Source organism: Planctomycetia bacterium, assembly GCA_015075745.1.
Lineage (GTDB): Bacteria > Planctomycetota > Phycisphaerae > UBA1845 > UTPLA1 > UTPLA1.
In genome coordinates, this window is the sequence record JABTTW010000001.1 from 1,258,052 (window position 1) to 1,271,026 (window position 12,975).

A 12,975-nucleotide genomic window follows, 5' to 3' on the forward strand; every position below is an offset into this window, starting at 1 on the left:
GGAGAACCTGCATGAAGCGGGGCGACACTCAGGAACATCGGTATAGCTATGCAGACCAGGCTAACGCATGCGGCGAGTGTACTGATTCGAAGGCCCCCGGCATCAAACCGGGAAATCGGATGGTAACGAACGCGTGCAGTCATGATCCCGCCTTTCCCCGTCGTGCCAGAAGGATGCCGGAGAAGACAATGATCGCCACCGCGATCCAGATAGGCAGGTAAGAGACGGCGGGGGATCGCCGAACATGCGACGGTTGAGTTGTTCCGCGGGGTACGGCCGTCGAATCCCGGACTGGGATGCCGTCTTTGGTCTCGCGGACGACAATTCGGAATTGCGTTTCAAACGCCGAGCGGATCATTCGGTCGGCAACGCGATGCAAGTACTCATCGGGCAGGTTTAAGACATCCAGCGTGTGGTTGCCAACGGGCCGAGAACGCAACTCTTCTACAACCCTGGAGGCAAACGGTGTAGGCGATGGGCCCGGTTGTCCGGCGGCGACGCAGGGCATCCATAGGGATAACAGCAAGACCAGATATAGCCAACGTCTCATCACAACTCCGCAAGGCGCGGCATCATACCACGCCGATCGGAAGACTATCCGGTCAGTAGTCGGCAGGAAAGGGCGAGAGGGGCCCGGGTCAAACTCAATCAGCGAACAGTCGAGGCAAGAATCGGGCCGCGAAACGATGCGTGGCAGGCATTACAAGTGGCGATGATCTCGCTCAGCTTGGTACCAACGGCTGCGGTATCATTTCTCTGGGAAACCTCGACCAGGTCAAAACATTGACGTTCCATCCTGGCTGCGAGGCGATCGAAGACGCGGCGACTCTCATCGTTCATTTCATTGTTCTTGAAAAGGTGTGGAATCAATCGGGCATCCTTCGATAGAGCGGCCGCAAGCCGCGACACCCGTTCCATGTTCTCGGGCATCTCACCCATATCGGCGCGATGTGCACGGCGGTCCAAATTAAGCTCGCAAAGCTCTTCCATGACCGCGCGGAGCCGCTCGCTGTTGACGACGTGCAGACCGTGCTCGTCGTCTGCGGGGACCAGGGAAACGGTCGGCGCGGAAGAGCCGTCGGAACACGTTCCAATTCCGAGAAAGGCGATGGCGATAAACGGTATCAGGCACTTACATGTAGTATGCGGATTTTTCATGGCGTATGAAAACTCAGAAAGCTTCAATCTCAAACGAGCCGGTCTCCCACGTTGTTCTCCGTCAGACCATCCTTATTATCGGCAGGAAACATCTTTGCCATCGCGTCAAGATGCGTCCACTGGAGGTCGATTTCGCGCCTGATGCCCGCCAGATCCATCGACGAACGCGTGTACCTTGTTTGACGCATCGCATACTCTTCAAGCGGTACTCCGTCGGGTCGAGCGTTGATACGGTAGCGCAAACCATCGAAGATTTCATAAAGGGGGAAAAGTCCGCATCCCACCGCGTGGCGGACGAGGTCAACGCTCTCTTCGGCTTCCGACTTCCAACCGGTAGGGCAGGGCGAGAGCATCACCATAAACCGGAATCCTCGCACTCGGCGGGCGAACCTCACCTTCCGAAGGAAGTCGTCCCGATGGGCGACGGAAAGGGTAGCGGCGTACGGTATGCGGTGGGCGGCCATGATCGACATGATGTCCTTTTTACGCTCGCCCTTTCCGAAGGGTGACGTGGTGGTGGCGATGCCCATTGGGGTAGCGCTACTTCGCTGGCCGCCCGTGTTTCCATATATCTCGTTATCATAGCAGATGTAGATGATGTCCTCGTTACGCTCGGCCGCTGCGGAGAGGGTGGCGATCCCAATGTCGAAAGTGCCGCCGTCGCCCGCCCAGCAAATGACGGGAGCATCTTCGTCGCACAGCCGCTGCACTGTGCTCAGGCCGGTAGCCACCGCGGGACTGCTCGCAAAGGTCGTTGCGACGACGGGGGCGCCGTAAGCACTGCCCGGAAACGCGCCGGCGGTAACGATTCCACAGCACGCTGGAATTGCCATAATGGGCTTCTCACCGCCCAGTCCCTGGTCGAGAAGCTGCAGGCCGAGGGACATCCCGCAGCCGGCGCAATTGGTGTTCCCGCAGCGAAGAAGATGTTCGCCTTGGATTTGCAGGCTTCCTGTCAACGTCTGGGTCATACAGTCGCCTCCTCCCAGATCGGTTCTGTTTCCGATCTGCGGGCTTCCAGGTCGTCGATGATTCCCTCGATGATCTCCGGTGTAACGTCGCCGCCCCCAAGACCGACGATGTAATCCTGCAGAATGACGTCCCGGGGACCTCGAAGGCTCGCGGCCGCTTCCTGCCAGAAGATTCCGCCGGAGCCGGGAGAGTGGTTCCGATCCAACACGCCAATGCGCTTAGCCGTCGTGACCGCGGCCCTGAGTTCTTTGCGCGGGAATGGTCTGAACTGCTTTACTTTAATCATTCCGACGCGTCGGCCGCGCTCGCGCTGCCGGGGGATAACGCGCCGCAGAGTGCGGGCCATCGTATTGCACGCAACGACGATCGTATCGGCGTCATCAGTTTGAAGGGTCGTCAGGGGGCCATCCGGACGGCGCCCGAAGACCTTTTCGAATTCGTCAATGGCCTGGTTGAGAACTTCGGGAACGCGTTCCATCGCGATCTGAATCTCGCGACGATGGTGCGCTGTTTCTCGCGGCCAGGTAAGCCCGCCGACGGTGACCGCCTTTCCGGGGTGCAGATAATGCGGCACCTTGCAGGCGGGAAGATATCGATCGACCTGCTCCTGCGTAGGCAGTTCAACGACCATTTGAGTGTGGGAAATGATGAATCCATCCATCGCGACCATGACCGGGAGGAGCACGCGAGGATCTTCCGCCACGCGAAAGGCGAGGAGAATGGTGTCGACGAGGTCCTGATGGGATTCGGTGTAGAACTGAATCCATGCCGCATCACGAAGAGCGAGGCTGTCGCCCTGATCCACCCAGATATTCCATGGCGGACCGAGTGTGCGGTTGACGGCGATGAGCACAATGGGGAGGCGATAATAGCCGGCGGCGAAAATGTTCTCTGTCATGTATGCCAGCCCGTTGGCGCTGGATGCGGTGAACGAGCGGGCGCCGCCCAGGGAGGCGCCGATGCAAACGCCCATGGCGGAGTGTTCCGATTCCACCGGAACGACGCGACCTTTGGTGAACGCAAAACTACTGAGATACTCAATGATCTCGGTCTGTGGCGTGATGGGGTATGCGCCGGCACAGCAGCCCCGTGCCGCGCGATTAGCCTCCCCTGCAAGCGCCAGTGTCTGACCCGCAGCGTTATTGCCTGTTACAAGTGCTCTAGCCATTCGGCACCTTCATTTGGTCGCATGAGCGGAGTGACGCGATCGTTGCGTTAAAGTTCCGCCATATAGATCACACCGCGCGGACACTGCGTCGCGCAGATGCCGCAGCCTTTGCAGTAGTCGTAGTCAAAAAGATATCCGTCGCCGTCCCGGCGGAGGATCCCCTCGGGGCAATACTCCACGCATCGATCGCAACCGTTGCAGACGCCGCAACTCATGCAACGGGCCGCCTCGAGCATTGCGTCGGGCTTGTTGTCTTCGTACCCCAGGCGGACTTCTGAAAACGTATGCCGTCGTGTCGTGGCAGATAGATGCCGGCTACGGTAGGCGGGGACCCGGGAGAAAACATGCATGTGCATGGCATCCGGTCCCGCCACCCCTACCGACTCGGCCGCCCCCACGGTTTCGTCGGAAAGCGTGCGATGAATGTGCTGTGCGGCGCGACGCCCGTTACCAATGGCCGCGGCGACGGTACCGTCATTCGTCGCAAAGTCGCCGCCGACAAAGATAGGCGAACCCGAAAGACCAAGCAGACGCGTGCGATCGGAGATCTCCGCTCCCTCGGGCAAAATTGAAAGATCGGAGGACTGACCGAGCGCAAGAATGATACGGTCACAAGGCAGCTCGAACTCGTTGCCCTCCGCGACTTCCGGAATCGGCTGACGACGACCGCTCTTATCCGGTGGGCCAAGCGTCATTCGTCGGCAGGAAAGAAGCATGGAATCTCTGACTTCACGAAGCCGAACGGGCGCGACCAGTTCACGCAGGGTGACGCCCTCTTCGAGAGCCTCGTCGATTTCCTCGCGGATCGCAGGCATCTCCCGCCGGCTTCGTCGATAAACAACCTCCACCGCCGAGGCGCCGACGCGCAGCGCCGAACGTGCTGCATCGATAGCGGTGTTTCCGCCGCCGATGACAATCACGCGCTCGCCTCGCAGGGCCACTTTGTCATGCTTGATGCGATCGAGAAAGTCGATGCCCTCAATAACCCGGCGGGAATTTGCAGGACCCAGATCGAGAGATCGAATCTGCTGCAGGCCGGTGGCCACGAATACGGCATCGTACTGTCGCGATAAATCCATGAGGCGCGCGCGGTCGACCTGCGCTTTAACGTGAAGATTCACGCCATGCTGCACGACGTAGTCGATCTCCGCATCAAGCACTTCCGGCGGCAGGCGATATGAAGGAATGCCGTAGCGAAGGAGACCCCCGGCCTCTTCAGCACCGTCAAACGCGTCCACGCGGTAGCCGAGCTTCGCCAGATGATACGCCGCGCTGAGCCCGGCGGGTCCGGTACCGATCACCGCGACTCGGTGCACACGCCACGGCCTCGACGGTTTCGGGCGAGTCCCCTTGTCGGCGGCCGCCCGCTCAAGGTCTCGAATCTGCACGGGCTCATCGAAGATCGCACGATTGCACGAATCGATGCAGGGCGCGGGGCAGACTCTGCCGCAGACTGCCGGAAGCGGTGTGGTCTGCAACAGCGTCGAGAGTGCCTCGTCGTAGTCGCCGCGCCGCAGGCAGCGAACCAAGGACTGAATGTCGTTTCCCGCTGGGCATGCATGCGAGCAGGGCGAAAGCAACTCATGTCGGTGCGGTTGGCGGTTCGCCCACGATCCCGTACGGATGGCCGACTGCTCGCCCACGTGTTCGTCGAGCAAGTCGATGGGCGGCGGCTTTTGAGGTGCCCGGCGTGTTTCAATGGGCGTGCCCGGAAGCTCTATTCCGCAGATCGCGTCAAATGCCTCGCGGGCCGCGCCGACATTCGCCCCGTCAAAGCGCAGATCGCCCAGTGAATCGGCAACCGACTCCCACGGCTCGCCGAGGATTCTCAGAACGGCGCCCAGCATGGTCGTGTTCACGATCGGGACCGACTTGGTTCCGAGCTTGTGCTTGATGGCGATGCCCGTGGCATCGATGGAGGCCACGTGTCGCCCCGCGAATTCCGGACCGAGGCTCTCTGGGTCTTCAGGGGTGTTAAGGATGATCCAGCCGTCCGGTTTGAGACCCGTGAGAATCGACGGGCTGATGAGTGTGCGATCGAGGACGATGACGTGATCGGGCGTTCGAACCTGATTGTGATTGACTATTTCGTACTCGTCGACCCGGACATAGGCCTGAAGCGGCGCCCCTGATCTTTCCGCTGCATAAACCCCAAAGGCCTGGGCAAACTGTCCCCGAAGGAAATAGGACGTGGCGATGAGCTTTGCCAGCGTGACGCCGCCCTGCCCGCCACGGCCGTAGATGGTCATTTCGATCATGCTGCACCACCGATTGGGTTGGTATCTCCGCCCCGCGCCGCCCAGGAGAAGCCTCCCCAGTGAGAGTAAGCAATGCGACGCGGGGGGCCGACACTTGGAGACACGGCAAACGGCATGCCGCTGAGGCTCCATATCGTGCCTAAAGGCCGAGCATTCGTCCCGATGCGATCCTCTCCACCCTGAAAACGGGCGGTTCAGAAATCCTCAGGGCGGGCAGACCCGTGATTTCGCGGGGTCGGATGCTGAACTTCCCTCAACGCATGGAGAATTGAGGGCAGAAACGGCTGCGGAGGGGGTACCTGAAATGACACGTGATTTTGCAGTCCGGCCGGTTTTTGAATTCGTGCCAATAAACAGGAGACAACAAACGGGAGATTGCCATGAGCGCCAGACGAATTCGACAAATCCGAAGGGCAAGCCAAAGGCGGTCGGACAACCGAAACGGACTCGGCGTAAGCGAACTCTTTACGGCCCCGCCGAAGGACGCACGGGTAATTCTCGAGGTCCGGGATCCGCGATTTAAGAGGTATCTGCTTGGATATTAAGCCGCGTTGTTACCGCTGGTCGATCGGAACGACCTTCAGGTCCGTCGGACCGTCGTACACCGCACGCGGCCGGAAGATGCGGTTCTCCGGCAAATATTCCAGCACACGGGCAGCCCATCCGGCAGTGCGGGACACGGCGAAGATCACTGGGAAAAGCGGGGTCGGGAAGCCCAGCGCGTGATAGACGATGCCGCTGTAGTAGTCCACGTTTGGATAAATCGGCTTGCCCTTGGCCTTCATCTCGCCCAGAAACAGATTCTCAACCTCGACCGCCGTTCGGTACAGCGACTCCATGCCCTTTTCTTTACAAAGCGCCTCGGCGTGCTTCTTGAGAACGAGCGCCCGCGGGTCATACGCCTTGTACACCCGGTGCCCAAAGCCGATGACCTTTTGACCTTTTGCGATTCGATCGGCGACCCAGGCGGCGGCCTTCTCGGGCCCGCCGATGGCTTTCAGATCATCCAACGCTGCCTCGTTTGCCCCGCCGTGCAGCGGCCCGCGGAGTGAGCCGATCGCCGCCGCGATCGTAGAGTACATATCCGCCAACGAGCTGTGGACGACCATCGCGGTGAACGTCGAGGCGTTCATGCCGTGATCCGCCTGAAGAATCAGGCAGATGTCCATGAGCTTCTCGGTGACCGCGGTCGGGCGCTCTCCGGACATCTGATAAAGATAATTCGCGGTGAACGACAGCGAAGGATCGGGCTGGATGATCGGCAGCCCCCTGCGCGCTCGGGCAATCGCGGCGCCGATGCTCCGCGTGCGTGCCATGATTCGAATGGCAATCTCGGTCTCCATCTCGACGGCGTCCGCGGCATTCGACACGCTATGCGTAACAACAAGCGAGTCCTTATCGAGACAGGCAAGAGCGGCAACCGCTGCCTGTAGTACATTCATCGGATGCGCGTCGCGCGGCATGGACTCAATAAACTTGATGATGACATCGGGCAGATCGCCGCTCTTGGCGAGACGCTCACGAAAACCGGCGAACTCCTTCTTATTAGGCAGCTTGCCGAAGATGAGGAGATAGGCGACTTCATCAAATGCGCAATGATCGCTGAGGTCGGCAATGTCGTAGCCGCGATAGTTGAGGTGACCGGCCTCGCCATCCACGTAGCCGACCTTGCTGACGTTGGTGATGGCGCCTTCGAGCCCTCGACCCAACTCAATCGTGCAGGGGAACTCAACTCGGCCAAGGAACTTCGGCATCTGGCTAACCTCTGTTTCGGAGGGATCTCATCGCTGCAATCTCGCACACAGTATAGTGCCTTTACGCAAGTCGCAAAACACACGGCCATTTCGGGGCGATGCAGCCTTCTCCAACCCGCCCCGGCGACGATCGGCGCAGTTTGCAAACAGCAAGCAGCTCCGCTTCTCCGGAGCCCGACGGCTTTTTGCAACACCGGGCCACGCCGTCTAGGATATCGGCTTTCCATGGCCGGCTGATTTGCTTGTGCCGGCCACAGACCTTCGCACGAGTACCGACCATCTGGAGTGACCACCATGAAAGTCCACGAATATCAGGCGCGACAGCTTCTCGCGGCCGCTGGGGCGCCGGTCCCCAGGTTTGAAGTCATCGACTCACCCGATCAGGCATCGTCAGCCATCAAGGCGCTGGGGGGCGGCAAGCTGGTCGTCAAAGCACAAGTCCATGCCGGCGGACGAGGCAAGGCCGGCTACGTCATCCTCTCCGACAACCAGGCCGAGATCGAAAAAAATTGCGCGCGGATGCTCGCCGAGCCCATGGTCTCCAAGCAGACCGGGCCGCAAGGCGTCAAGGTGCGAAAGATCCTCCTGGCCCCGGCCGTCGAGATCGAGAAAGAGTACTACGTCGGCATGGTGCTCGATCGGGCCAAAGGCTGCCCGGTCATGATGGTGTCGAAGGAAGGCGGCGTGGAGATCGAAGAGGTCGCCGCCAAGAACCCGGACGCCATCGTCAAGGAATGGCTGCACCCGCTCCTGGGCTTGCAGCCGTATCAACTCCGGCGGCTCACGACCGCCCTGGGACTCGAGGGCGACCACGCCAAACAGGCGGCACGGACGATGGACGTGCTCGCTCGAATCTACCTGGAGAAGGACTGCACATTGGCGGAGATCAACCCACTGGTCCTGACCAAGGGGACCAACGGAAAGCCCGGCGAGATTCAGGCGATCGACGCGAAGTTCAGCTTCGACGACAGCGCCCTCTTTCGTCACGCGGACATCGCGGAGCTCTTCGATCCGACCGAGGAGAACCCGAACGAGATCAGGGCCTCGAAGCACAACCTGAACTACATCGCCCTCGACGGAAACATCGGCTGCCTGGTTAACGGCGCCGGTCTGGCGATGGCCACCATGGACATCATCAAGCTCCACGGCGGAGACCCGGCGAACTTCCTGGACGTGGGCGGTAGCGTCACCAAGGACGGCGCCATCGAGGCATTCCGCATCATCCTGAGCGACGAAAAGGTAAAGGGCATCCTCGTCAACATCTTCGGCGGCATCGCCAAGTGCGACGTCATCGCCGACGCCCTCATCCACGCGGCTCGGGAAATCGGCTTCAAGATTCCCGTCGTCGTGCGGCTCGAAGGCACCAACGTCGACAAGGCCCGGGCAATGCTCAAAGAGGCGGCGATCCCGCAGCTCATACCCGCGGCCGACCTAACCGACGCGGCGAAAAAAGTCTGCGCGGCGGTCTAAACTTGTCTTTTCTGTTGAACCCCGACGACTCCCGTTGCAAATAGGCGACAAGTGCTTTGCCGACGATTATCGCAGCTCTTGGGCCGCAGATACGGATCGTCACCGTGTCGAGTTTCCAAGTTACCGAACTCGGCGCAGTTGAGGATTCCGATCGTCTATCCGCCGCAGTATCACATACACCATCGCAGAAAAATATCGACCCACGATGGGAACCTTGGTCACTAGGTCGGAAATCAACCCAAGTGGCTGATGCCTTCTTAGTTGCGGATTCACGTTGATGAAGTCTATCCTGAGACCTGCTTGGCGAATGTAACGGAGCCATTCGCTGTATTTCATCTTGTTCAATCCGCCCACAATATCTTCAAGCCGCTCTGCCGGGTCTGTCGGCCGAAAGCACTCCCGCCTCAGCCGCATCAAGGCCTCTTCAGAAAAGATCAACCCCCGCCAGGGAATGGGAATTCGGAAAAACGCATTCAGATGATCGCCCCTTGGGGCCTGAAACGGCTCGAAACTGAGTAACGCTGCGCCGCCCGGCTTCATCAAGCCCGGCAAACTGGCCAGCAGCCGGTCCGGTTCGTTGACATGCTCCATGAAGCCGAGACCAAAGAGGATGTCGAACTTTCGATCGGTCTTCCACTGATTCACGTCGGCACAGTAGAACTCCGGGCGATTACCACTGAGGAGCCGCTCGGCAACGATTTTCGCCTCATCAACCTGTCGTGGCACCACTTCGACGCCGACGACATCTCGCACGCCGGCATCAGCCAGGGCGATCGAGAGTCGCCCCATCCCACATCCGACATCCAGATAACTGAGATTGGGGTCAACCTTCAGCTTTCCGTCAAAGTACGTGTGGATGACTTTTTGCAGGTGCGCCCTGGCATCCGCAAGTGTATACGAGGACTGCGCCGCACGTTCGTTCAGTTCGGCCTCAGTCGCACGGTTACGCGTATGCGTGAAGGGCTTCAATAAGAAGTAGTCAATGGTCTGACCAAACATTTTGATACTCTGCTGGGAATCCCGGTCGCGGCGATTATAGCATATTTTTTTTTGTCCAATAGATGCCTGATGCCGGCGATTGATGCCCTATCGACTCGCCTTCATACTTCGATCTTGAAACGCTCAAGTGCAAAGCCTCATGCAATGTACACCACGAACTGCGACTTCTGTCACCAACCGATTTCCATCACACCTCCATCTTCATTGCCTCCCGAGTCGCTCGACTGCTGCAAGGGTGCCGCTTCGTTGCCGTGGCCACCCAGGTTCGTGGCAAGACCGGGAAAGTCAACTGGATGCTTGCTCACTTGGGCATCGCGCTGCGACTTTCATGGCTGATTTGCATTGCCCGGGCCGTTTTGGCTACGATAGGATCATGCAGGGGTGGGGCAATCCGTCGTCACTTGATCCTGACTTGACGCAGCTCCCGTCGAATAACATTCCGTTCTGCTCGTGCGCTCCACGAGAACGAAAGGACACCGCTTCCATGAGTTCAAGACGCCTTGCCGGCTTCGCATTGATCGTTGCCTGTCTCATCCTGTCTCCGGTCGCCTCGAAAGCCCAACCCGCCGCTTCCATCAAGGCCGGTCCGTCGCCTCACAAGGAGCAATTCGGCGATCCCTACCTCCCTCCGGATACCTCACCCGGCGCTCCGCGCGCCACCACACCGCGAGCACCCGCAGGAAGTGTCCAGGTCAACACAAACGCAATGGGACTGAACATCCCGAACGACGCGGCCAACGAGCCCTCGTTAGCGATTGACCCGTCTGACCCGAACCGGATCGTGATCGGCTGGCGACAGTTCGACAACATCGCCTCAAATTTCCGGCAGGCGGGCTGGGCCTATTCAAACGATGCCGGTGCGACTTGGACGTTTCCCGGTGTCCTGCAGCCCGGCGTGTTCCGCAGCGACCCCATCCTGGGAGCGGATGCTTTCGGCCGGTTCTTCTACAACAGTCTGCAACAGAATTTCTGCATTGATGTCTGGCGCTCGCTCGATGGCGGTGTGACCTGGCCGATTCATCCCGATGCCGTCGGTGGTGACAAAGCCTGGATGGACGTCGACCAGCGAGATTACGGCTACGGCGCGGGCCATCTCTATCAGGCCTGGAGCACCGGCGCGAGCTGTTCGGGGCCCGGCACCTTCACCCGATCCACAAACGGCGGCCTCTCCTGGGAACCAACCCTTTCAACGCCGCTCCCGTCGGTCTTCGGAACCGTGGCCGTCGGACCCGACGGCGAACTCTACATCGGCGGCGTGGACGGACCGTTTTTCTTTAATCCGGACTTTGTCGTACTCCGCTCGTCCAATGCCAAAAACCCCAACGTGACGCCGACCTTCGACGTGGTCGTCACCGGTAACTTCCTCGGCGGCGCGCAGATCGGCGGCGGCGGCCCCAATCCCGACGGCCTCCTGGGTCAGACATGGATCGCCGTGAACAAAACCGCCGGACCCAATCGCGGCCACGTCTACATGCTCGCCTCGGTCCAACCCGCCGGCGGCGATCCGCTCGACGTACGCTTCACGCGCAGCACCGACGGCGGCCAAACCTGGAGCCCGTCAATTCGCGTCAACGATGACCCCACCAACAACGGGGCCTATCAATGGTTCGGCACCATGTCGGTCGCCCCCAATGGACGCATCGATGCGATCTGGAATGACACGCGCGATGACCCGTCGAACCAGTTGTCTCGAGTGTACTACTCCTACTCGACCGACGAGGGTGTCACCTGGACGCCCAATCAGGCCATGACGCCGCAGTTCGACTCCATGGTCGGCTTCCCGAATCAAAATAAAATCGGCGACTACTACGATATGGAGTCCGATCTGACGGGTGCGAGCCTCGCATATTCAGCGACGTTCAATGGAGAGCAGGACGTCTATTTCATGCGGATCACGGTGGACGACTGTAATACCAACGGCATCAGCGACGTCGACGACATCGCCAACATGACCAGCGAAGACTGCAACGCCAACGGCGTGCCCGATGAATGCGAAAATGACTGCAACACCAACGGGATCGCCGACGCCTGCGACATCGCAGCCATGACCAGCGAAGATTGCGACCTGAACGGCCATCCGGACGAGTGCGAAGTCGGCGGCCTTCTTGACTGCAACACCAACGGCAATTCAGACCTGTGCGACATTTACACCGGCGTAAGCCAGGATTGCAACGGAAACCAGATCCCCGACGAATGCGACATCGCGGCCATGGTCTCCGAAGATTGCAACACCAACGGCATCCCCGACGAGTGCGAGCCGCCCGACGATTGCAACACCAACGGCATCGCGGACATTTGCGACCTCGCCCAGGGCACGAGCTTCGACTGCGACAATGACGGCATCCCGAATGAGTGCCAGCTTGACGGAACGCATGTCCTCTTCTCTGAAAACTTCACGTCGGGGCTCCCTGTGGGATGGACGGCGACAGGGCTCTGGCACACGACGGCGGCTTGCCCGAGAGCCGAGCCGTGCGAAGCCTCGCCGTGGGCGTATTACGGCATCGACGCCGCCTGTAACTTCAGCACCGGTGCGACAACAGCCGGCGTCCTCACCGCGCCGCCGATCGCCATCCCCGCCAACGCATTGCAGGCCACGTTGTACTACTGCTCGGCCTACGGCGGCCAAAGCGGCAATTCAAACGCCAGCGGCATGGACTGGGCCTGGATCGCCGCTAACGGCATCGAGGTGGATGACGTCAGTGCCGGACTCTCGCAGCTCACCTGGGAAACTCGTGCGGTCGATCTCTCCGCATTTGCCGGACAGAACGTAACGCTCACGTTCAATTTCGATTCGCGCGGCGCGTTCCTTAACACCTTCCTCGGTTGGCAGTTCGACGGACTCCGGCTGGAAGCGGTGCTTCAGGGTTCCTTGGACTGCGACGACAACATCGTGCCGGACCTCTGCGAAATTCAGAACGACCCCACATTGGACTGCAACAACAACGGTGTACTGGATGTCTGCGAAGGTCCTGTTGTATGCGTCTGCCAGGGCCTGCTCGGCGATGTCGACGGCGATTCCAACCGCGATGGACTTGACATCGGCCCGTTCACGGCGTGCTATCTGGCCGGCGTGCCGACGACGCCGAGCTGCGGCTGTGCCGACATGGACGCCAACGGAGTTGTGGATGATCTGGACGTCGATCTCTTTGTGGATTGCCTCCTCGGGCTGGGTTGCCCGTGAGTCGCGGAGACTCAC

At 60.0% G+C, this 12,975-nt stretch carries 8 protein-coding genes; 2 read left to right on the forward strand and 6 right to left on the reverse strand.

What is annotated here, in order from left to right:
- Nucleotides 1-648: 648 nt before the first annotated feature.
- The 5 genes from HS101_04980 to HS101_05000 all read right to left on the reverse strand — a co-directional run bounded on the left by HS101_04980 (nt 649) and on the right by HS101_05000 (nt 7,310).
- Nucleotides 649-1,158: a cytochrome c gene (locus HS101_04980; GenBank protein MBE7505625.1), complete on the reverse strand. Its 510-nt coding sequence runs from the start codon at nt 1,156-1,158 to the stop codon at nt 649-651.
- A 29-nt stretch (nt 1,159-1,187) separates the two neighbouring features.
- The gene (locus tag HS101_04985) at nt 1,188-2,129 is read right to left on the reverse strand and encodes a pyruvate synthase subunit beta (protein MBE7505626.1); all 942 of its coding nucleotides are present in this window, start codon (nt 2,127-2,129) and stop codon (nt 1,188-1,190) included.
- Nucleotides 2,126-3,298, reverse strand: coding sequence for a pyruvate ferredoxin oxidoreductase (gene porA, locus HS101_04990; GenBank protein MBE7505627.1), 1,173 nt, complete (start codon nt 3,296-3,298; stop codon nt 2,126-2,128). Before porA ends, HS101_04985 begins: the two co-directional genes overlap by 4 nt.
- Before the next feature lie 47 nt (nt 3,299-3,345).
- Nucleotides 3,346-5,556 (reverse strand): 2-oxoacid:acceptor oxidoreductase family protein, encoded by a 2,211-nt coding sequence (locus tag HS101_04995; GenBank protein ID MBE7505628.1) that lies wholly within the window; start codon nt 5,554-5,556, stop codon nt 3,346-3,348.
- A 554-nt stretch (nt 5,557-6,110) separates the two neighbouring features.
- Entirely contained in the window at nt 6,111-7,310 is a 1,200-nt protein-coding gene (locus HS101_05000; GenBank protein ID MBE7505629.1) for a citrate/2-methylcitrate synthase, read from the reverse strand.
- A 294-nt stretch (nt 7,311-7,604) separates the two neighbouring features.
- Here HS101_05000 and sucC point away from each other — a divergent pair, with 294 nt between their 5' ends.
- Nucleotides 7,605-8,780, forward strand: a complete 1,176-nt coding sequence (sucC, locus tag HS101_05005) for an ADP-forming succinate--CoA ligase subunit beta (GenBank protein MBE7505630.1) — start codon at nt 7,605-7,607, stop codon at nt 8,778-8,780.
- 120 nt (nt 8,781-8,900) lie between these two features.
- On the opposite strand, the gene HS101_05010 is transcribed toward sucC, so the two are convergent.
- Entirely contained in the window at nt 8,901-9,779 is an 879-nt protein-coding gene (locus HS101_05010) for a class I SAM-dependent methyltransferase (protein MBE7505631.1), read from the reverse strand.
- 484 nt (nt 9,780-10,263) lie between these two features.
- On the opposite strand from HS101_05010, the gene HS101_05015 reads away from it, so the two are divergent.
- Nucleotides 10,264-12,960, forward strand: a complete 2,697-nt coding sequence (locus tag HS101_05015; protein MBE7505632.1) for an exo-alpha-sialidase — start codon at nt 10,264-10,266, stop codon at nt 12,958-12,960.
- Nucleotides 12,961-12,975 lie beyond the last annotated feature (15 nt).